Annotated in this window: 17 protein-coding genes; 3 read left to right on the forward strand and 14 right to left on the reverse strand. The window is 73.6% G+C overall.

The genetic code is table 11. The features are described 5' to 3' along the window. The 11 genes from R7226_RS21050 to R7226_RS21100 form a co-directional block, all read right to left on the reverse strand. The coding region (locus R7226_RS21050; RefSeq protein ID WP_318599282.1) for an SIS domain-containing protein at positions 1-646 on the reverse strand (646 nt) is incomplete at its 3' end. Between the two features lie 18 nt (positions 647-664). After that, on the reverse strand, positions 665-1033 hold the full coding sequence (locus tag R7226_RS21055; protein WP_318599283.1) for a nuclear transport factor 2 family protein: 369 nt from the start codon (positions 1031-1033) through the stop codon (positions 665-667). Further along, positions 1030-2727, reverse strand: coding sequence for a hydantoinase B/oxoprolinase family protein (locus R7226_RS21060; RefSeq protein WP_318599284.1), 1698 nt, complete (start codon positions 2725-2727; stop codon positions 1030-1032). Before R7226_RS21060 ends, R7226_RS21055 begins: the two co-directional genes overlap by 4 nt. Beyond that, positions 2724-4781, reverse strand: a complete 2058-nt coding sequence (locus tag R7226_RS21065; RefSeq protein ID WP_318599285.1) for a hydantoinase/oxoprolinase family protein — start codon at positions 4779-4781, stop codon at positions 2724-2726. Before R7226_RS21065 ends, R7226_RS21060 begins: the two co-directional genes overlap by 4 nt. Further along, positions 4778-5731, reverse strand: a complete 954-nt coding sequence (locus tag R7226_RS21070; RefSeq protein ID WP_318599286.1) for a sugar phosphate isomerase/epimerase family protein — start codon at positions 5729-5731, stop codon at positions 4778-4780. The genes R7226_RS21065 and R7226_RS21070 overlap by 4 nt, the downstream gene beginning before the upstream one ends. Beyond that, a complete protein-coding gene (locus tag R7226_RS21075) occupies positions 5731-7128 on the reverse strand; it encodes a M20 family metallopeptidase (protein WP_318599287.1) in 1398 nt (465 codons plus the stop codon). Before R7226_RS21075 ends, R7226_RS21070 begins: the two co-directional genes overlap by 1 nt. Continuing rightward, positions 7125-8615, reverse strand: a complete 1491-nt coding sequence (locus tag R7226_RS21080; RefSeq protein WP_318599288.1) for an NAD(P)/FAD-dependent oxidoreductase — start codon at positions 8613-8615, stop codon at positions 7125-7127. The genes R7226_RS21075 and R7226_RS21080 overlap by 4 nt, the downstream gene beginning before the upstream one ends. Before the next feature lie 24 nt (positions 8616-8639). Beyond that, positions 8640-9680 carry a substrate-binding domain-containing protein gene (locus tag R7226_RS21085; RefSeq protein ID WP_318599310.1) on the reverse strand — a complete coding sequence of 347 codons (1041 nt, stop codon included), beginning with the start codon at positions 9678-9680 and terminating at the stop codon, positions 8640-8642. A 45-nt stretch (positions 9681-9725) separates the two neighbouring features. Continuing rightward, complete coding sequence (locus tag R7226_RS21090; RefSeq protein ID WP_318599289.1) at positions 9726-10802, reverse strand: ABC transporter permease; 1077 nt, start codon at positions 10800-10802, stop codon at positions 9726-9728. Further along, positions 10799-11584 carry an ATP-binding cassette domain-containing protein gene (locus tag R7226_RS21095; RefSeq protein WP_318599290.1) on the reverse strand — a complete coding sequence of 262 codons (786 nt, stop codon included), beginning with the start codon at positions 11582-11584 and terminating at the stop codon, positions 10799-10801. The genes R7226_RS21090 and R7226_RS21095 overlap by 4 nt, the downstream gene beginning before the upstream one ends. Further along, on the reverse strand, positions 11571-12503 hold the full coding sequence (locus R7226_RS21100; protein WP_318599291.1) for a PfkB family carbohydrate kinase: 933 nt from the start codon (positions 12501-12503) through the stop codon (positions 11571-11573). Before R7226_RS21100 ends, R7226_RS21095 begins: the two co-directional genes overlap by 14 nt. A gap of 175 nt (positions 12504-12678) precedes the next feature. Between R7226_RS21100 and R7226_RS21105 the strand changes: the two genes are divergently transcribed. Continuing rightward, positions 12679-13665 carry a LacI family DNA-binding transcriptional regulator gene (locus tag R7226_RS21105; protein ID WP_318599292.1) on the forward strand — a complete coding sequence of 329 codons (987 nt, stop codon included), beginning with the start codon at positions 12679-12681 and terminating at the stop codon, positions 13663-13665. A gap of 1 nt (position 13666) precedes the next feature. Here R7226_RS21105 and R7226_RS21110 read toward each other — a convergent pair whose 3' ends face one another. Next, a complete protein-coding gene (locus R7226_RS21110) occupies positions 13667-15106 on the reverse strand; it encodes an acyl-CoA synthetase (protein ID WP_318599293.1) in 1440 nt (479 codons plus the stop codon). 135 nt (positions 15107-15241) lie between these two features. Here R7226_RS21110 and R7226_RS21115 point away from each other — a divergent pair, with 135 nt between their 5' ends. Beyond that, the gene (locus tag R7226_RS21115; protein ID WP_318599294.1) at positions 15242-15823 is read left to right on the forward strand and encodes a sortase domain-containing protein; all 582 of its coding nucleotides are present in this window, start codon (positions 15242-15244) and stop codon (positions 15821-15823) included. Positions 15824-15960: 137 nt separating this feature from the next. Continuing rightward, positions 15961-17475 (forward strand): calcium-binding protein, encoded by a 1515-nt coding sequence (locus tag R7226_RS21120; RefSeq protein ID WP_318599295.1) that lies wholly within the window; start codon positions 15961-15963, stop codon positions 17473-17475. 77 nt (positions 17476-17552) lie between these two features. Here the strand turns inward: R7226_RS21120 and R7226_RS21125 are convergent, their stop codons facing one another. Continuing rightward, positions 17553-19406: an alpha/beta fold hydrolase gene (locus R7226_RS21125; protein WP_318599296.1), complete on the reverse strand. Its 1854-nt coding sequence runs from the start codon at positions 19404-19406 to the stop codon at positions 17553-17555. A gap of 14 nt (positions 19407-19420) precedes the next feature. Next, positions 19421-20509: a trypsin-like serine protease gene (locus R7226_RS21130; RefSeq protein ID WP_318599297.1), complete on the reverse strand. Its 1089-nt coding sequence runs from the start codon at positions 20507-20509 to the stop codon at positions 19421-19423. Positions 20510-20535 lie beyond the last annotated feature (26 nt).

Below are 20535 nucleotides of genomic sequence, written 5' to 3' on the forward strand. Positions count from 1 at the left end.
CCCACGCCGAACCGGCGCCCGTGATGATGTGGTACGGCTCATCTCTGTAGAGCCCGGCCAGCTCCTCAGCGCGCGGCTCGAAGCTCTCCTTCACCGACACGAGCAGCTCCGGCAGCAGACTCAGCTCGCCGACGATCGCATCGAACGACGGGCCCGCCAGCTCGCCGCGCGCGTCCAGAATCGACAGCACCACCACGAGCGACAGCAGGTAGAACATCTCCGAAGAGGTGTCGTCCTCGGCGAAGTTCGAGAAGTTGTGATCGGCCTTCTGCGCCACGGGCGTGTTCGCGTGACCGGTCAGCGCGATCACCTTCGCGCCTCTGCCCTGCGCGTATTCGAGGACCTCGATCGCCTCCTTCGTCGTCCCGGAGAGCGACGGGATCACGACGATCGAACCCTCGCCGAGCGACACGTCGCCCATCGCGACGATCTCCGCCGCGTGGACCAGCTTCACCGGGAACGCGCTCGACCGGCCCAGCAGCAGCGCTGCCGGCTGCATCAGCACACCAGCACCGCCGGCACCGAGGAAGAAGAGGTTTCTCGCACCGCCGTCGACCAGCTCGCCGACGGTCGTGCGCAGCGGACCGGCGAGCGCGACCGCGCCGCCCTGGATCGAGCGGAAGCGATCCGCGTCGAAGTTCAGCATTGAGTTGTCTCCTCGTTGTCAGGTGGGGGAGGGTTCGGCCTGGCGCCAGTACTCGCGCAGGTCGCTGCAGCGGCCGTCGGCGTCGAAGCGCAGCAGCAGGCAGGCGGCCAGCTCGACCTGCTCGCCGTCGCGGACGAAGGTCGCCCGCCACGCCGCGGCGGCGCGGTCGCCGTCGCTGAGCGGCGGTTCGACCTCGAGCTTCAGCTCGCTCTGCCCGCCGATCGCCTGCGTCCAGTAGGCGACGATCTGCTCGCGACCGCGCAGGCCGGGGCCGAAGAGGTCGAACGTGTAGGCGGCGTCGTCGGCGAACAGGTCGCCGGCGGCTTCGGGGTCGCCGGCCCGCCACGCCGCCGCGTAGGCGTCGAGCCAGGTGGCGGCGACGCTCACGACACCACGCCCGTCTCGACTTCGAGCCCGTACACCTCGGCGGCCGCCTGCGGCGAGACACGGCCGGCGCGCACGTCGGCGGCGACCTCCGCGCGATCCCGCTCGCGCGGGTCGCCGGCGCCGCCGCCGCCACCGGCGCGCATCGAGACGACGTCGCCGGGCTGCACGATGAACTCGCCCTTGCTCTGCAGCAGCGTCTCCTCGCCGTCGCGCAGCAGGTGGATCGAGGCCGCTCTGCCGGAGAGGCCGTCATCGAGGCCGGGGGCGGCGAAGCGCTGGTCGGCCTGCTCGGACTCCGAGATGCAGAAGACCGGCTCGTCGCCGAGCACGCGGTAGTCGGCGCGGATGCCGAGGCCGCCGCGCTGGCGGCCGGCGCCGCCGCTGTCGGTCTGCAGCTCGTAGCGCTCGACGCGGATCGAGTAGTTCATCTCGACCGTCTCCGCCGGGATGATCGCGCAGTTGGCCGCGTGCACGTCCAACGCGTCGCCGCCGTCGTGGCCGGTCGTCGCGCCGGCGCCGCCGGCGACCTGCGCCAGCAGCACCACTCTCTGGCCGGTCTTCGGCGAGCGCGTCTCCGGGATGAAGACCGGCCAGCCGCTGAACCAGCCGGCCGAGCCGACCTCCGGCGCCGCCTGCACGAGCGCGCGCGTCAGCACGTCGCAGAGCCGTTCGGAGGTGAGGTGGCGATCGCTGGTCGCGGACGGGAACTCGGGGTTGAAGAGGTTGCCCTTCGGCACCTCCAGCGTGACCGGCTCCAGGCAGCCCTCGTTGAACGGCACGTCGGCGCCCATCAGGCAGCGGACGGCGTAGTGGATGTCCGAGCGGGTCGTCGCGATCGGACAGTTCATGCCGCTGACGCGCTGGTCGGCCGAGCCGGACAGGTCGACGTGCAGCGTCTCGCCGCTGATCGTGATGCGGGCGTGGACGCGCACCGGCTCGTCGAACTTGCGGCCGTCGTTGTCGAGGAAGCCCTCGGCCTCGTAGACGCCGTCGGCCAGCTCGCCGATCCGCTGGCGCGTGCGCGCGGCGGCGTAGGCGATCAGGCCGTCGATGATCTCGAGGAACTCGTCGCTGCCGTGGCGCTCAGCCAGCAGCGCCAGGCGCCGCTCGCCGGTGCGCGCGGCGGCGAGCTGCGCGCGGATGTCGCCGAGGTTCATCGTCGGGTTGCGGACGTTGGCGCCGATGATGTCGTAGACGGCCTGATTGGGCCGGCCGCCCTCCTCCAGCTTGATCGCCGGGTACATCACGCCCTCTTCGAAGACCGACTGGTTGGAGGCGGCGCAGGTGCCGGGCAGGCGGCCGCCCCAGTCGGCGTGATGGGCGACCGTGCCGGAGAAGCCGACGAGCTTGTCGGCGTCGTCGAAGACCGGCACGAAGATGTTGACGTCGGAGGTGTGGACGCCGCCCATGTACGGGTGGTTCATCAGCAGCACGTCACCGCGGTTGATGTCCTCGCCCCACTTGTCGATCAGCGCCCGCAGCGCCGAGCCCATCGAGGCGAGCAGCGTCGGGATGTCGATCGCGGTCGCCAGCAGCCGCCCGCGCGGGTCGAACAGCGCGCACGAGTAGTCGAGCATGTCCTTCACGACCGAGGTCATCGCGGTGCGGTAGAGCGATGTGCGCATCTCCTCCGCGATCGTCTCCAGCGAGTGGCGCACGACCTCCGTCGTGATCGGGTCCTTGACGGCGGTCATCTGGCCTCCTGCAGGTAGGTGAGGACGAGGTTGCTCCAGCGGTCGACGCTCAGCTCGACGCCGGGGGTGACGACGGTCGTCGCCTCGCGCTCCTCGACGATCGCGGGACCGAGCGCGCGCTGGCCGGGGCGCAGCGAGGCGCGCTCGTAGACGGGCGCGTCGACCCAGCCGGTCTCGCGGAAGAAGACGCGGCGGGTCGCGCGCGGCTCCGGTGCGCCGGCCTCCTCGGCGCTCTCCTCCAGCGGCGGCCGCGGCAGGTCGCCGAGCGCGGCGACGCCGACGGCGACCAGCTCGACCGCCTCGGCCGGGTTGGAGTGGCCGAACTCGCGGTCGTGCTCGACGTGGAAGCGCTCCACGAGCGCGGCCAACGCCGCCTCGTCGAGCGTGCCGTCGTCGAAGGTCAGCTCGACGGCGTTGTCCTGCCACGTGTAGCGCATGCGGGCCATGCGGTTGACGCGCACGTCGCGCGCGAGACCCGACAGCGCCGCCAGCCGCTCGCGCGCCTCGGCGACGAGCGGGACGTAGCGCTCCTCGACCTGCGCGACGGTCAGCTCGGCGAGCGGCCGCTCGACCGGGCGCACGACGTCATGGCGCAGCTCGGCGTTGACGAGCCCGAAGGCGGAGAAGGCGCCCGGGTACGGCGGCACCAGCACGCGCGGCACGTCGACGAGCTTGCCGACGCTGAGCGCGTGCATCGCGCCGGCGCCGCCGTAGGCGAGCAGCGAGAAGTCGCGCGGGTCATAGCCGCGGTTGACGGAGACGACGCGGACGCCGCGCGCCATCACCGCGTCGGCGATGTCGAGGATGCCGGCGGCCGCCTGGTCGACGTCGAGCCCGAGCGGGGTCGCGACGTGCTCCTGGATCGCCGCGCGCGCCGCCTCGACGTCGAGCGCCATCTCGCCGCCGAGGAACGACGCCGGGTCGATCCGGCCGAGCGCGATCTGCGCGTCGGTCGTCGTCGGGCGCGTGCCGCCGCGGCCGTAGCAGGCCGGTCCCGGCTGGGCGCCCGCGCTCTCGGGGCCGACGCGCAGCAGGCCGCCGCCGTCGACGTAGGCGAGCGAGCCGCCGCCGGCGCCGATCGTGTGGATGTCGACCTGCGGGACCTTCACCGGGCGGCCGTCGAAGAAGCTCTCGCGCTCCAGCCGCGGTCTGCCGTCGGCGATCAGGCAGATGTCGGTCGAGGTGCCGCCCATGTCGAACGTGATCTGGTTGGCGTACTGCTCCACCTGCGCCAGCCGCGCCGCGGCGATCACGCCAGCCGCGGGGCCGGAGAGGATCATCCGATGCGGGTTGACGGCCGCCTCGGCCGCCGACATCACGCCGCCGGAGGACTGCATCACGAAGAACGGCGCCTTCACGTCCTGATCGGCGAGGCCGCCGTCGAGCGCGGCGATGTAGTCGGCGATCAGCGGCTGCAGCGCAGCCGCGATCACGGTCGTGGAGGCGCGCGGGTACTCCTTGATCTCCGGGCAGATGTCGGAGCTGAGCGCGACCGACACCTCCGGCAGGCGCTCGCGCAGGGCGGCGCCGAGGCGCTGCTCGTGGGTCGCGTTCTGGAAGCTGAAGAGGAGGCAGACGGCGATCGCGCGGACGCCGCTCTCGCGCACCGCCTCGACGAGCGCGTCTACCTGCTCGTCGCGCAGCGGCCGCACGACGGCGCCCTCGCGGTCGAGCCGCTCGTCGACCTCGATCACCAGCTCGCGCGGGATCAGCGGCGCCGGCTTGACGAGGCCGAGGTCGAACATGTCGTGGCGCTTCTGCGTGCCGATCTCCAGCACGTCGCGGAAGCCTCTGGTGACCAGCAGCGCGGTCGGCGCCAGCTTCAGCTCCAGCAGCGCGTTGGTCGCGACGGTCGAGCCGTGCGCGAAGACGCCGAGCGCGCCGGTCTCGACACCGCGCTGCTCACGCAGCTTGCGGATCGCCTCGATCACGCCGCGCTCGGGGTTGGCGGGGGTCGAGCTGACCTTGTCGACGAGCACGCGCTGCTCTCTCTCGTCGTAGGCGATCACGTCGGTGAAGGTGCCGCCGACGTCGATGCCGAGCAGAGTGCTCATGTGGTGGTTCTCCTGGTCGGGTCTGTCGATGCGGGAGCGGCGGCGCGGGCGCGGTCGAGCGCCGGTCGCCAGTGCTCCGCGGAGACGCGCAGGTCGTCGGCGACCTGCGCGTCGGGGGTCTCGGGGGCGGGGATCGGTTCGAGCGCCAGCTCGACGCGCGCCTGCGGCAGGCGCGCGACGAGCGCGAGCACGCGCTCGGGATCGATGATCCCGGCGGCGTTGTGCTCGTCGGTGAACGGCCAGTGGCGGTCGGCGGCGCCGTCGGTCTGCTGCAGGTGGATGCTGCGCGCCCACGGGCCGAGCCGCTCCAGCCACGCGTAGGGGTCGCGCTCGGTGTCGTCGGCGCCGTCGCGGCAGGCGTGGCCGACGTCGAGACAGAGGCGCACGGGGACGGCGGCGCGCGGGTCCAGGCGTTCCATCAGCTCCTGCACCTCGTCCATCGTCGCTGGGTATTCCCGCGCGACCGGCATGATCTCCCACAGCAGGCAGTCGACGCCCGCCGCGGCGGCGCGGTCGGCGATCCGCAGGACGGCGTCGACCGTCCGCTCGATCGCCGCCGCGCGCAGCGCCGGGTCGGCCGCCTCGCGCACGCTGAGCGCGCCGACGTGGCCGCCGACGGCCGGCGCGCCGAGCGCCGCCGCGGCCGTCACCGCGCGCTCGTACCAGCGCTCGCTCGCCGCGCGCAGGGCCGGGTCGGGATGGCCGAGCATGTTCTGCGCGTACGTGCCGGCGCCGGTGAAGGCAGAGCTGATCGCGACCCCGTTCTCCTCGGCCTCCGCGCGCACGCGGCGGAAGGCGTCGAGGTCGTCGACGAGGCCGGGATCGAGCAGGTCGAAGGTGAACTGCGCGCTGTCGATGCCGGCGTCGGCGAGCACCTGCGCCCACGCCGCCGTCTCCGGCCAGCGCTTGGCGGCGAGGCCGATGTTCGCCGCGAAGTCGAGCGCGGGCATCAGCGGGCGCCCTCCGCGCCGGCCGCGGCGTCGTCGCCGGCCAGCCCGCAGAAGTCGATCGCGGCGAGTGCGACGGCCGCCGCGCAGGTCACGATCTCGGCGAGCGCGACGTGCTCGTCAGCGGCGTGCGCGCGGCGCAGGTCGCCCGGTCCGTAGACGACGGTCGGGATCCCCGCCGCCTCCAGGAAGGAGGCGTCGGTGACGGCCGGGAAGCCGCTCGGGTTGGCGGCCGATGGCGCCGCGACGGCGTCGCCGGTGACGCGCTCGTGCGCCCGCGCGAGCGCCTGCACGTGCGGCTCCTCCCAGGCGGTCGACGCGGGCGGCCAGTTGCCGAGCCACTCGACCGCCGGCGGGTTGACGCGCAGCCACGGGTCGAGCTCCGCCGCCACCTGCAGATGCTGCTCCAGCTCGCCGCGGACCGCCTCGGGATCGGCGTCGGGCGGGTACCAGGCGAGCACGTCGAACTCGGCGCGGTCGGCGAGGTACGCGGGGCTGGGCGTGCCGGCGTCGGCGTGGAAGGAGCCGGGGTTGATCGCGAAGAAGCCCGGCGCGAAGGCGGGGTGCGATCTCGTCTGTCCCCACTCCTGCTCCAGCTCCAGCAGCGCCCGCACCAGCAGCAGCCCCTTCTCGACGGCGTTGACGCCGAGCGCGGCGCCCTCGCCGCCGGCGCGGATCGCGCTGGCGCGGTTGCCGGCGTGGGTCGCGCGGCCGCGCACGGTGACGCGGAAGACCCAGTTGCCGGCCGAGGTCGTCGAGAGCGACAGCGGGCGGGGCGAGGAGCTGGGCTCCAGCACGATCGCGCCGACCGCGGGCTCGGCATCGCCGCCGCTCGCCGGACGACGCCCGTCGAAGCCGGCGTCGAGGACCGCGCTCGTGCCCAGCGTGTGCTGCATCTGCTCCTCGCCGACGACGCACTGCACGAGCAGGTCGCCGGCGAGCGCGACGCCGGCCTCGCGCAGCGCGCGAACCGCCAGCCAGGCCGCCGTCACGCCGCTCTTCATGTCGGTCGCACCGAGGCCGTACAGCCTCCCGTCGCGCCGCTCGGGCGTCCACGGGTCGGCCATCGCCCACGTCTCGCGACGGACCGGCGGAACGGTGTCGACGTGACCGTTGAGGATCAGCGAGCGGCCGCCGCCGGAGCCTTCCAGCACGGCGACGAGGTTCGGCCGTTCGGGGTCGGACGCGACCGTCTCGCAGCGCAGTCCCAGCTCGCCGTAGCGCCTGCCGAGCAGCGCCGTGCAGCGGCCCTCGCCGCCGAGCGCGGCGGCGCGGTCGATGCCGGGGAAGTCGGGGTTGGTCGAGTCGATCGCGACGAGCTGCTCCAGCAGCGCGAACGCCTCCTCGGCATGCGCCTCGACCGCCGCGCGCACGCGCGCTTCGACTGTCTCGCGGGTCATGTCCGACCCTCTCCTTCGGGAAGACCAGGTGTCAGCGCCGCGATGCGGCGGTCGATCCAGCGCGGCGTGCGGCCGGCGTCCTCGGCGCGCGCCTTGCGCTGCACCGCGCTGCGCACCAGCTGCGCGCCGGCCCAGCGGATCGGGTCGGGCGGGAAGGTCAGCGGCGGCTGGTCGACGAGGCCGCTGCGCGACCACTCGTCGTCGGCGTCGAGCGCGAGCGAGGCGAGGATTCTGCCGCCGATCACCGACTGCGCGACGCCGCTGCCGCTCCAGCCGACGCCGTACAGCACACTCGGGTTCGCTCTCAGCCGCCCGAACAGCGGCACGTGCGCGAGCGTGCGGTCGACCGGGCCCGACCACGACTGCTCGATCGCGAGGTCGGCCAGCATCGGGTAGACGCGCCGGAAGGCCTGCGTCGCGTCGCGCGCGAACCGCTCGGAGCGGTCGAAGCCGCGACCGATCCGCCCGTTCAGCGCGACGGCGCCGCCGCCGCGACCGAAGACGACGCGGCCCTCGGGGGTGCGCTGGTAGTAGAGGACGCGCATCTGCGAGTCGCAGATCGCGGCGCCGTCGTCCCAGCCGATCGCGTCGAGCCGCTCGGGCGCGCGGCGCGTCGCGATCACGTCGCTGGCGACGACGAACATGCGGTTGGCGAACTCGGGCAGCGCAGCCGCCCACGCGCCGGAGGCGAGCACGACGCGCGCGGCGTCGAGCGTCGCTCCGGACTCGGTCACGACGCGCGTGACCGCGCCCGGCGCACCGGCGCCGGGCTCGATCGCGCGCACGCGCGTGTGCTCGTGGATCCGCACGCCGGCCTCCAGCGCAAGCCGGCGCAGACCGCGCACCAGCTTTGCCGGATGGACGGTGCCGCCGGTGCGCTCCCAGATGCCGCCGAGGTGGACCGGCGAACCGGTCCGCTCGGCGACCTGTTCGGCGGTCAGCCGCTCATACGGCGAGCCGCCGTGGCGGGCGACGCGCTCCAGCACCTGCTCCCACGCGCCGAGCTGGACCGGCGTCGTCGCCGTCCAGACCCAGCCGTCGCGACGCAGGTCGAAGTCGAGCCCGTCGTCGGAGAGGCGCTGCAGCACGTCGAGCGCCTCCTCGGAGGCGCGCGCCAGGCGCACCGCCTCCTCGGTTCCGCAGACGGCGGACAGGCCGCCGAGCCGCTCCCACCAGGAGTGGATCTGGCCGCCGTTGCGCCCGGAGGCGCCGCCGCCGCAGACGTCGCCCTCCAGGAGCGCGACCTCCAGCGCCGGCTCGCGCTTCTTCAGCTCCAGCGCCGTCCACAGCCCGACGTAGCCGCCGCCGACGATCGCGACGTCGGCGCGCGCCGCTCCCAGGAGTGGGGACAGGTCCCCTGAGAACGGCGCGCCCGGTCCGTCCGGGACGTCGAGCGACTCCAGCAGCCACAGCGATCGATGCGGAGGGGCTCCCGCTCCCTCGTCACCGCGCATGCCGCCGCCGAGCCGGATCGTCTCCCGGCGCATGGCGTCCCTGCCCGCCACGTCTCGCTACTCCGCCGCGCGGTAGAGGAGCTTTCTGATCTCCTCGTCGTCGACGTTCTCTCTCGTCGCGATCACCGGGTCGAGCAGCGTGTCGGTCGGTCTCGTGCCGTTCTCGAGGTACTCGACCATCTGTCTGACGCCGAGCTCGCCGGCGGTGAAGACCTGCTGCACGACGAGCGCGTCGATCGCGCCGGTTCTGAGGAGCGTGACCTCCTGCTGGTCGGCGTCCATCGCGACGACGTTGACGTCGTCGGTCTTGCCGGCGTTCTGGACCGCCTGGGCGGTGCCGATCGCGGCGTTCGTCCAGGAGGCGAAGATGCCGCCGAGGTCGGGATCGCGCCGCAGCAGGCCGTTGACGTTGGCGGCGACGTCGGCGAGGTCACCTCTGTCGTAGGTCTGCCCGACGGACTCGAGGCCCGGGAGCCCGGCGAGGCCCGCTCTCCAGCCGGCCTCGCGCTGGTCGACGCTCTCGATGCCGGGCACGTAGCCCTCGTAGGCGACCTTGCCTCTGCCGTCGAGCAGCCCGTCCATCGTCTCCGCGGCCAGTCTGCCCGCCGCCTCGTTGTTGGTCCCGATGAAGGCCATCCGGACCGATCTGTCGGCGACGTCGGAGTCGAGCATGATCACGGGGATGTCCTGCGACTGCAGCTGACGGATCGGCGCGACCATGCCGGTTCTGTCGACGGCCGTCATCAGCACGCCGTCGGGTCTGCGCGCGAGCACGGACTGCAGCGTCGCCGTCTGCGACGGCAGGTCAGGCGTGCGCGGGGCCTGCCAGTCGACCTCGACGCCGAGCTTCTCGGCCTCGGCCTGAGCGCCGGCGTTGAGCGTGATGTAGAAGGACGACTCCTCGTTGGTGATCAGGGCGATCTTGTACGACTTTCTCGCTCTCTCGCCCGAGGCGGCCTCGCCGCCTCCGGTCGTCGCGGAGCCGCTCGTGGCAGAACCGCTCGACGTCGACGAGTCGTCGTCGTCTGAGCTGCCGCAGGCGGCCAGCACGAGCGCCGCGAGCGCCACCAGGGCCAGGCTCGCAATCGCGCGCATCATCTTGGACACAGCACTCTCCTTGTGAGGCAGGGGAAACACGACGGGTCAGACTTGTTGGGCCTTGCGGCGGCGCAGCTGGTCGACGTAGACGGCGGCCAGCAGGACCAGGCCGACGGCGACGTTCTGCCAGAAGGGGTCGATCGCCATGATCACGAAGCCGTTCAGCAGCACGGCCGGGATCAGCGCGCCGATGACGGTGCCGGACATGCGGCCGCGGCCGCCGAACAGCGAGGTGCCGCCGATCACGACCGCCGAGATCGCGGCGAGCGCGTCCTCGGTGTGGCCGGAGACCGACGCGGTGTTGAAGCGCGCCAGGTCGATCACGCCGACGATGCCGGCGAGCACGCCCATCATGATGTAGAGGATCAGCAGGTGGCGGTTGACGTTGATGCCGGCGCGGCGGGCCGCGTCGGGGTTGGCCCCGATCGCGTACGTGCGCAGGCCGAAGCGCGTGAAGGCGAGCACGATCCACAGCCCGCCCGTCACGACGATCGCGACGACGACCGGCCACGGGATCGCGTCGAAGAGCGAGCCGAGGCCGAAGAACTCCTGCAGCTGGATCGGCGCGCCGGTGACGTTGAGGCCGCCGGTCCAGACCTGCGCGAGGCCGAGGATCACGCCCGAGGTGGCGAGCGTGGCGATGAACGCCGGGATCTTCGCCTTGACGCTGAGGAGACCGTTGACCATCCCCCACAGCAGCCCGATCCCGAGCGCGGCGAAGATGCCGAGCACGAGCGCGAGCGCGAGGTGCGGATGGTCCATCTGCGCGACGTCCGGCGTCACGTCGCCGGCGACCCACAGCATCACCTTCGCCGAGACGACGGCCGAGAAGACGACCATCGCGCCGATCGAGAGGTCGAGCCCGGCGGCGATCAGCAGGAAGGTCATGCCGGCCGCGAGGATCAGCATCGCGGAGGCGTCGAGCGCGACGTTTCTCAGGTTGTCGAGCGTGAGGAACGAGCCCTCCGGCGCGAGCACCGCGAAGATCGCGATGATGATCAGCAGGATCGCGGCGATCGTCAGGCTCTCGAACCGCTCCGCGCGCTTCTGCGCGCGCTCGGCCTTGCGATCGGCCTCCGGCGGCGCCGGCTGCCGCGCCTGCGTCTCGGCGGTGGCGCTCATGCCTTCTCCTTCTTCGGTCCGAGCGTGAGGCCGCCGGTGATCGCGCCGAGCAGCGACTCTGTCGTGCAGTTGGCGATCGGCTCGGTCATGACGGCTTCGCCGAGGCGCAGCACGGTGACGCGGTCGGCGACCTCGAAGACGTCGGGCAGCGAGTGCGAGATCAGCAGGATCGCCATCCCGCGGTCGTCGCGCACCTTCTTGATCAGCTCCAGCACGAAGTGCGTCTGTCTGGCGCCGAGCGCGGCGGTCGGCTCGTCCATGATCAGCAGCCGGCGGCCCCAGATCAGCGAGCGCGAGATCGCGACCGCCTGCCGCTGGCCGCCCGAGAGCGAGCCGACCGGGACGGTCGCCGACGGCACGCGCGCGCCGACGGTCGCCAGCTCCTCGGCGGCGCGACGGCGCATCGTCGGGCGGTCGACGAAGCCGAGCTTGCCGAGCAGGCCGGGCTTGAGCAGCTCCCGGCCGAGGAAGACGTTGTCGCCCGGGGGCAGCGTCGAGGCGAGCGCGAGGTCCTGGTAGACGGTCTCGACGCCGTTCTCCTGCGCCTCTCTGGGCGAGCCGAAGCGGACGGCTCTGCCGTCGATCTCGATCGTGCCGTCGTCGGGCTGGTAGACGCCGGAGAGCATCTTCACGAGCGTCGACTTGCCGGCGCCGTTGTCGCCGAGCAGGGCATGCACCTCGCCGGCGCGAACGTCGAGGTTCGCGCCGCGCAGCGCTTCGACGTGGCCGAAGCGCTTCGTGACCCCGGTCGCCCGGAGCACGGGGACGTCACTTGTCCCCATCGTCGGTCCTCCTTTGCTTCGTTGCCACTGAACCGGCCTGCTCCACGGCGGCCGAGACCGCCGCGGTCGCCGCCTGAGGAAAGCCTCCGAACCGCCCGCAGCATTCCGCCGCCGCGTCGGTTCCGCGCGCCGCGCACTCGATCAGCGGGCGCCGCTCCAGCAGCGCCCGCAGGAACGCGGCGATGTAGCTGTCACCCGCGCCGAGCGTGTCGACGACCTCGACCTCGCGCGCGGGCACGAAGACGATCTCCTCGGCGCTGCCGGCGAGGCTGCCGTGGCGGCCGCAGGTGACGACGGCATGGCGCGCGCCGCCGGCGAGCGCCTGGCGCAGCAGCGCGCGGGCGCCGTCGTCGGCGGTCGCCTCCCACGAGTAGAAGGCGACGTCGATCCCGGTGAGACCCTCCAGCTCGTGGCGGGTCGAGAAGTCGTAGCTGACCGGCACGCCGCGCTGCGCGAGGCCGAGCACCGCGGCGCGGAAGTCGGTCAGCGTCGAGCAGTGCGCGATCGCGGCGCCGGCCGCGAAGTCGAGGTCGGCCGCGTCGGGCCGGTAGTCGGCGGTGACGCCGAAGTCCTCGTGCGCGAGCACGCGCTCGCCGTCGGCCGTCAGCTCGATCAGCGTCACGCCGGTGGCGCCGTCGAGCGTGTGCAGGCGGCTGACGTCGACGCCCTGCGCGGCGATCTCGGTGCGCAGCAGGTCGCCGTCAGGATCCGGTCCCACCGCTCCCATGTACCCGCTGCGAAGACCCGCGCGCGCCCAGTTGACCGCGACGTTGACGGCATTGCCGCCCGCGGCGCGGACGCCGAGCGCCCGGTAGTGGTCCACGCAGTTGTCGCCGAGCGCGACGAATCGCTCGCCGTCAGACAATGCCTCTTCCTCTCCTTGCAATGCGAGGCGGGAGCCGTTCACCGTGACTGCCACCGTGCTTCTGATAGCGCTCTCAGATGAGCGCTGCGCGGCAGACTAACACATCTCTGATAACGCTCTCATGACATTTGGCCAACATCCGGCCGGAGATCTTTCGACAGTGGCTGAGAGCGCTCTCACACCCCGCCGGCCGTGTATGCTCGCGCCCGTGGTGGTGACCATTCGAGATGTGGCGGCACGCGCGGAGGTGTCGCAGGCGACCGCGGCGCGCGCGCTCGGCGGCTACGGCTACGTCGGCGCGGCCTCCAGAAGGGCGGTGCTCGACGCCGCCCAGGAGCTGGGCTACCGGCCCAACAACGTCGCGCGCGCCCTCGTCTCCGGCTCGACGCGCACGATCGGCCTCGTCGTCGGCGACATCGAGAACCCCTTCTTCGCCGCCGCCGCGCGCGGCCTCGCCGACGTCGTCGAGGAGGAGGGCTACACGCTGCTGCTCGCCAACTCCGACGAGGACCTCGAGCGCGAGCGCCGCGCGATCGACGTCCTCCGCACCCAGCTCGTCGACGGCCTCGTCGTCGCCCCGGTCAGCGGCAACGACGGCGACCACCTCAGAGTCTTGGAGAGCGACAACCGCCCGCTCGTGCTGATGGACCGCGCGATCCGCGGCCTCCAGGTCGACGCGGTGATGGTCGACAACGCCGGCGGCGCCCGCACCGCGATCGAGCACCTGCTGAAGTTCGGCCACGACCGCATCGGCGTCGTCAGCGACGCCGACGAGATCTCCTCGACCGCCGAGCGCCTGCGCGGCTACCGCAAGGCGCTGCGCGACGCCGGGATAGAGCCCGATCCCGGCCTCGTCTCGGTCGGCCCCTCGACGCGCGCCGGCGGCTACGACGCGGCGCGCGTGCTGCTGGAGCGGCCCGACCGCCCGCGCGCGCTCTTCACGCTCAACAACTTCATGACCGCCGGCGCCGTCCGCGCGATCCGCGACTTCGGGCTGAGAATCCCCGACGACGTGGCGCTGGTCGCCTTCGACGAGCTGGAGTGGACGACGCTCGTCGACCCTCCGATCACGGTCGTCGCGCAGCCGGTCGCCGAGCTGGGCCGCGCCGTCGGCGCGCGCCTGCTCGCACGCCTGCGCGGCGACGACAGCACTCCCAAGCGCACGCGCCTGAGAACGGAGCTGATCGTGCGCAGCTCCTGCGGGCCGGGGGGCTGAACTACCCCTGCTCGCGCAGCAGCGCGCGGCGGGTCTTGCCGCTCGCCGTCTTCGGCAGCTCGGCGGCGAAGTCGATCCGGCGCGGGTACTTGTACGGCGCCGTCTCCTGCTTGACGTGCTCCTGCAGCTCGCGCACGAGCGCGTCGGAGGGCGCGTGGCCGTCGCGCAGCACGATCACCGCGCGCACGATCGCGCCGCGCTCCTCGTCCGGTGCGGCGACGACGGCGGCCTCCGCGACGGCCGCGTGCGCGACCAGGGCTGACTCGACCTCGAACGGGCCGATCCGGTAGCCGGCGGAGATGATCACGTCGTCGGTGCGGCCCTCGAAGTAGAGGAAGCCGTCGTCGTCGGCGCAGACGCGGTCGCCGGTGCGCCACGGCTCGCTCGCCTCGTGCGGCGGCAGTCCCAGGTAACCGAGGAAGAACGTCGGGATCGTCGCCGGGTCCGCGACCAGCTCGCCGTCGTCGATCGTCAACCCGACGCCGGGCAGCGGGCGACCCATCGAGCCGGGGCGGATCGCCTCGCCGAGCGGCGTGCCGGTCAGCTGGCCGGTCTCCGTCTGGCCGTAGCCGTCGCGGATCGTCAGGCCGGTCTGCTCCTGCCACAGCCGCAGCACCTCGGGGTTGAGCGCCTCCCCCGCGGCGACGAGGCCGCGCAGCGGCGCCAGCGGCCGCGGCTCGGCGCGCTTGGCGATCACGCGGTACTCGGTCGGCGCCATGCAGAGCACGTTCACGCGCTCGCGCTCCAGCAGCTCCAGCCGCTCGTGCGGGTCGAAGCGGCCGTCGTGCAGCAGCGCCGCGGCGCCGCGCAGCCACGGCGCGACGAAGACGTTGCGGGCCGACTTCGACCAGCCCGACGCCGCCGTGCACCAGACCAGCTCGCCGGGACGTGCGTCGAGCCAGTGCTCGGCCTGCAGCCGCTGGCCGGCCAGGTAGCGCTGCGCGTGCAGGACGCCCTTCGGCTCGCCCGCGGTGCCGGATGTGAAGGTGATCAGGCAGGGATCGTCCGGCGCCAGCTCGACGGCCGCGACCGGCGGCCCCTTCAGCAGCGTCGGGTCGGGCACCAGCAGGACCGGGCAGCCCGGTCTCGCCGCCGCCAGCTCGGCCGCGTTGCGCTCGTCGCAGATCACCAGCGCCGGCCGCGCGGCGTCGAGCCGCAGCCGCAGGTCCTTCGCCCGCAGCTGCTCGGTGCACGGCAGCACGACGGCGCCGATGCGGAAGCAGGCGACCATCGTCAGCACCCATTCGACGCGGTTGCCGACGAGCGTCATCACGACGTCGCCGCGCCCCACGCCGCTGCGCACGAGCGTTCCCGCCAGCCGCGCGGAGCCGTCGGCGACCGCGCCGAACGACCACTCCCGCCGCTCGCCATCGCGTGTCAGCTCAATCAGCGCCAGGCGACCCGGATCGGCCGCGTCGACCACGTCGCGCGCGAAGTTCATCGCGGCGAAGTGTCGCGCACCCGGCCGCTGTCGAGCGGCGCCGGCCGGCGAGCGCCACGCTACGTTGCCGGGATGCGGCCTGCCAGCGACAGGAGCCGGGTAGTCAGGGCGACCTGGGGCGCGCTTGCGATCGCCGTGTCGCTGGCCGCCACATCCACGCTCGCCACGTCGCCGGCTGCCGCGCCAACGGCTGCCGCCTCGCCGATCGGCGCGCCAACGGCTGCCGCGCGAACAGCGTCGACGGTCGCCGCGCCGCCGGCCGCCGCCGCGACGACGATCCGGGCGCGCGCCGCCGCCTACCGCCGCGGCCTGCGCGCCGGCGAACCGGTCGCGCGGATCTCGTTCCCGCGCGCGAGACGCCGACCGCTCGTGCGCGCCGGGCTCGATCAGGAGACGATCGACCGTGGCCCCGGCTGGTACCAGCGGTCATGGCTGCCGGGCGAGGGGCGCCTGATCTACCTCGCCGGCCACAACCGCAGTCACGGCGGTCCGTTCGGACCGGTGGCCAAGCTGCGACGCGGCGACACCGTCGTCCTCACGCTGCCGTACGCGACCGCCACCTACCGCGTGACCGGACGCCGGCTCGTCTCCGAGCGGGACCTGTCGATCCTCCGCGGCGGACGCAGCGAGCTGCTCCGCCTGCAGACCTCGACGGTCCCGTCGAGCGACCGGCGGATCGTGGTCAGCGCACGACCGACGCGGCTCGCGCCCCGCTGACCCGGCCACGCTGGCGTGAGCGGGCCCCCAGGGGGTCGCGCGGGGCGGGTCGGGGGTTCCCTCGATACCGCCCCCGCCGCCGCGGCGGGAGGCTCACGGTCAGGCCCCGCCCGACCGTGAACTGGAGAGAGATCCCGATGCGTCAGCCGCTCCGCCGCACCTTGCAGCCCGCCCTCGGCGCGCTCTGCGCCGCCACCGTCGCCTGCGCGCTCAGCCCCGCGCTCGCGCCGGCCGCGACCGTCACGCGCGACGGCGCCGGCACGATCGTCTACACCGCGGCGCCCGGCGAGGTCAACCGCGTCGGCGTGCAGGGCTCCGACGACGGCGCGACCTTCACGCTCCACGACAACTTCGGCCAGGCCGGCGCCGACGTGCCGGCCGAGTGCAGACGCGAGGAGTGGTACGGCGCGGTCACCGTCCAGTGCCCGGTGACGGCGGCCGGCGTGCGCGTCGACCTCGGCGACGGCGACGACCAGGGCTACGTCTCGACCGGCGTCACGACGCCGGTCACGCAGCTCGGCGGCGCCGGCAACGACGAGCTGCAGGGCAACGAGGTCGCCAACACGCTCGACGGCGGCGCCGGCGACGACAGACTGCTGCCCTACCAGGGCGACGACGTGGTGAGCGGCGGCGACGGCCGCGACGTGCTGGAGGGCGGGCAGGGCAGCGACCGGCTCGACGGCGGGCCCGGCGACGACCTGCTCTCCGGCGACGGCCACTTCGACGAGCTCGGCAAGGACGTGATCGACGGCGGTGCCGGCTTCGACCGGATCGAGAGCGACTGGCACAGCCACTACTCCGCCCCGCTGGCGGTCGCGATCACGCTCGGCGGCGGCGCCGACGACGGCCGCCCCGGCGAGGGCGACGAGGTGCGCGGCGTCGAGCAGCTCGACCTGTCGCTGCCGGCGACGGTGACCGGCACCGACGCGGCCGAGAAGATCGAGTTCCACCAGCTGACCAACCCGGTGCGGATCGACGCCGGCGGCGGCGACGACGTCGTCCAGGGCGGCGAGGGCAACGACGTCGTCAACGGCGGTGCCGGCAATGACGACGTCGACGGCAGCTTCGGCGACGACACGATCGACCCCGGCGCCGGCCGCGACACCGTCTCGGCCGACCTGCGCGGCGGCGACTGCGGCCCGCTGTGGTGCAAGTCCCCGTACGGCAACGACACCGTGCTCGCGCGCGACGGCGAGGTCGACAGCATCACCTGCGGCGCCGGCACCGACCGCGTCGTCGCCGACGCCGCCGACGTCGTCGCGCCCGACTGCGAGACGGTCGAGCGCGCCGGCGGAAGCGGCCCCGCTCCCGGCCCCGGCAGAGCGCAGCCGGGCGTCGACCCGAGCGCGAGACAGCGCCCGGGCGCCCGCGCCACGCTGAAGGCGACCGCCGCCGTCAAGCTGCGTGCCGCGCTCGCGCGAGGCGTCGCCGTGCGCGTCAGCGGCGCCGCCGCCGGCGCCAGAGTCGCGCTCACCGCCCGCGCCGGCAAGCGCGTCGTCGCCAGCGGCCGTGCGAGAGCCGGCAAGAACGGCAGCGCGACCGTGACGCTGCGCTTCACGCGAGCGGCCAGACGCTCGCTGAAGCGCGCCAAGCGCGTGACGCTGACGATCAGCGGCGCCGGCGCCAGCCTGAACGTCGCGCTGAAGCGGTAGCGGACCCGCTCGGCCGGAGGACCGTCATCTGGGGCTCGCTGAACGAGCCTTCGATGACGGTCATCCGCCGCGTCCCGTCACCCGAAGCGCGTCACCGCCGGTCTGGCGAGCGCGCCGCGCAGGCGCAGATCGAGCTTTCTGCCGTCGATCGTGCCGCTCATGCGGCCGCCGGCGATCTTCACGCTGCCGCTGTGTCTGCCGCTCAGCTTCAGCTGGGCGGCGTACGCGGTCGTCGATCTGACCGTGACGGTGCCGTCGAGCAGCAGCCCGTCCTGGAGCGCGTAGCCGGACAGCCGGATCACCGTCGGCGCTCCCGCTCTGCGGGTCGCTCTCGCGAAGCCGTCGGCGATCCCCGGTGGCTGAGTGACGCCGCCGCGCGGCGCGGCGGCGGCGACCGCGACCTCGGCGTCGTGGATCGTCGCGACGACCGCGTGGGCCGTCTTCGCGACCGCTCTCGGCGCGCCCGGCAGCGCTCTCAGGTCCTCCGGCTCGGCGCCGACCAGCAGTGGCGCGGCGACCGGTTCCAGCTCGGCGCAGGCGTCCCCGTCGGCCTGCTGCCCGGCGAGCAGCGCGTCGACCGCCACGGTCGCGCAGGTCGTCGCCGCCCGCAGCACGCCGTGGCCGGTGCCGGGCGCCAGCACGAGCGTCGCGCTGGGCCACGCCGCGGCGAGCGCGCGCGCGTCAGCCGCCGGCGTGCGCAGATCCCACGCGCCCTGCAGGATCAGGCCCGGCACGGCGGGCACCGCGCCGCCCTTGATCGCGCCCGGCAGGCCGGACGGGCCGAACTCGACGCAGCCCCACAGCGGCCCGTTCCCGATCAGCTTCGGGTTCCACGGCTTCAGCGACGCCAGCGGCACCTGCGCCTCCAGCGCCTTCACCGGCGCGCTGCGCTGCTCGAACGGCGCCTCGAACGGCCACGGCACGCGCGCGTCGAGGCAGCGCGTGATGCGCGTGACATCGGGATTGATCGGCGTGCTGCTCTCTCTCGCCCCGCCGACGTCGCGACCGAGGGTGCGCCATTCGCCGCGCGCCGCGTCGCGCAGCCTGATCGGCAGCTGCGCGAAGCGCGCGGTCGCCTCGTCGGCTCCGACCATGAGGGTGAGCAGCGTGCCCCACTGCACGCCCATCCGCACGTCTCTCATCCGTCTGCCTCTCCAGACCATCGCCTCGGGAATCCAGAAGAGCCCTCTCTTCGCTCTCGCGATCACCGTCTCGAGATCGCGCACGGCCGCCCCGGGCCCGCCGGGGCAGGCGCTGCGGCGACAGATGTCGCGCAGCACCGGCAGCGCCGCGGCGGCCGTCACGGCGCCGAAGTGGTCGGGACCTGCCGGCCCCAGCGGCGAGTCGGCGATCACGCGATCGGTCCGCTGCGGGAAGGTGCGCGCGAACTCGGTCACATACAGGGTGCTGTACGAGGTCCCCATCAACGCGAGCTTCTCGATCCCCAGCCCCTGCCGCATCAGCTCGAGGTCACGAACGGTGTCCGCGGTCGAGTAGAAGCGCGAGGTCCCGAGCGCGATCTCCTGCGGGCGGCTGGCGCCGGTCGCGCGCGTGTCGAGCAGGATCAGGTCGTAGCCGTGCTTGGCCGTCACCGCGCCGAGCAGCCGTCTCGTCTGCGCCGAGCGAGCGGTCGTCGAGCCGCCGGGACCGCCCTCGATATTGACGAGCGCCTTACCGCGCGGCGGGCCGTCGTGCGCCAGCCGCTGCACGCGCAGCTCGAGCGTCCCCGGGGTCGCGCCACTGTGGTCGAGCGGAACGGACAGCGTCGCGCACTCCCAGCCGGCCTGCGCCTTCTCCGCGCACGGCGCGAAGGCCAGCGGCGCCGCCTCGGCGGCGTCCGGCACGACGGCCGCCGGCGCTGCCACCACTGTCAGCGCCGCGACGGCGCGCAGCGTCGCGCGCCAGCGCCCGTTGGAACCATTCCTGCGCATCGTCATGCTCCCCTTCATCTCGTCACCGTGACGGCTCTCGACGGTGCGGTGCGCGAGGCGTAGTCGAGCGTCACGTGCCCGGTCGCCTCGCATGTCAGCCTGCTGCCGCGCGCCGACGGCGGCACCTTCCACGGCTGCGGTCCCGTCGTCGTCCGCAGCGGTCTCGCCGCTCTGCCCGTCACGATCCAGTGGACATCCAGGCTTCTGATCGGCTGCGACCAGCGCGCCGAGCAGCGGACGCGCTCGCCGACGCGCGCTCTGCCTCTGATCACAGCTCTTCCGACCGGCAGCGGCAGCTCGTGACCGCGCTCCGGATGCGTCAGGAAGTCGTGCAGCGCCGGCACCGAGGCGAAGCCGCCGAGCTGGTCGCCGAGCATGCCGCCGGTCACCGCCGAGTTGACGCCGAGCAGCTCCGGTCCGGCCGCGCCCTGGCGCACCAGCCCGCCACCGGAGTCACCAGAGCCGAGCAGGCCGCCGGCCGGTCCCGGCGCGCGCCGCGCGCAGAGCGCCGTCGGTTCGAGGCCGAAGTCCGACTCGGCGCACTCGGCGCGCGTGTGCATCAACTTCGCGGCGCGCCGCAGCAGCGGCGGTCCGACCGCCGCCTCGCCGTCGGTCGTGTTGCCGAAGCCGTAGGCGAAGACCGGCTCCGCCGGCGCCGCCGTCGTCCCCGCCGGGGCGAGCGGCAGCACTGGGGCGCCGAGCTCGTCGACCGTCTCGATCACGGCGAGGTCGGAGCGCAGCCCTCTGTTGGTCGCGAAGAGGTTGGCGAGCGTCGGCGTCCAGACGTGCGCGACCGTCGTTCTGCGGCCGGGCGCTCCGCGCGGGTCGTCGCTGCCGCTCATGATGAGCAGGCTCCACGTGTCGTCGTGCTCGACGCAGTGCCGCGCCGTCGCCAGCCGCCGCGGCCCGATCACCGTCGCCGTGCAGAAGTGCTCCCAGCGCCGTCTGATCACGCGGCCGGTCGAGACGGCCCACGGCGCGTCCGCGATCGCCACGCGCTCGCCGTCGATGACAGCGCCCGCCGTCGGCGGCGCGAGGCCGGCGACGGCGAGCAGCCCGCCCGCGACCAGCGCGCCGATTGCAACCTTCCTGATCTCGTTCACGCCCCCTCTCTGCCGGGAGCGGCGCC

Origin of the sequence: Conexibacter stalactiti (assembly GCF_033542075.1) — a bacterium.
Lineage (GTDB): Bacteria > Actinomycetota > Thermoleophilia > Solirubrobacterales > Solirubrobacteraceae > Conexibacter > Conexibacter stalactiti.

Coding starts and splice junctions, on each gene's coding strand:
- R7226_RS21090 (WP_318599289.1), bottom strand. CDS start 10,802: ATGAGCGCCACCGCCGAGACGCAGGCGCGGCAGCCGGCGCCGCCGGAG.
- R7226_RS21070 (WP_318599286.1), bottom strand. CDS start 5,731: ATGCCCGCGCTCGACTTCGCGGCGAACATCGGCCTCGCCGCCAAGCGC.
- R7226_RS21080 (WP_318599288.1), bottom strand. CDS start 8,615: ATGCGCCGGGAGACGATCCGGCTCGGCGGCGGCATGCGCGGTGACGAG.
- R7226_RS21095 (WP_318599290.1), bottom strand. CDS start 11,584: ATGGGGACAAGTGACGTCCCCGTGCTCCGGGCGACCGGGGTCACGAAG.
- R7226_RS21110 (WP_318599293.1), bottom strand. CDS start 15,106: ATGAACTTCGCGCGCGACGTGGTCGACGCGGCCGATCCGGGTCGCCTG.
- R7226_RS21065 (WP_318599285.1), bottom strand. CDS start 4,781: ATGAGCACTCTGCTCGGCATCGACGTCGGCGGCACCTTCACCGACGTG.
- R7226_RS21125 (WP_318599296.1), bottom strand. CDS start 19,406: ATGCGCAGGAATGGTTCCAACGGGCGCTGGCGCGCGACGCTGCGCGCC.
- R7226_RS21085 (WP_318599310.1), bottom strand. CDS start 9,680: ATGATGCGCGCGATTGCGAGCCTGGCCCTGGTGGCGCTCGCGGCGCTC.
- R7226_RS21060 (WP_318599284.1), bottom strand. CDS start 2,727: ATGACCGCCGTCAAGGACCCGATCACGACGGAGGTCGTGCGCCACTCG.
- R7226_RS21120 (WP_318599295.1), top strand. CDS start 15,961: ATGCGTCAGCCGCTCCGCCGCACCTTGCAGCCCGCCCTCGGCGCGCTC.
- R7226_RS21075 (WP_318599287.1), bottom strand. CDS start 7,128: ATGACCCGCGAGACAGTCGAAGCGCGCGTGCGCGCGGCGGTCGAGGCG.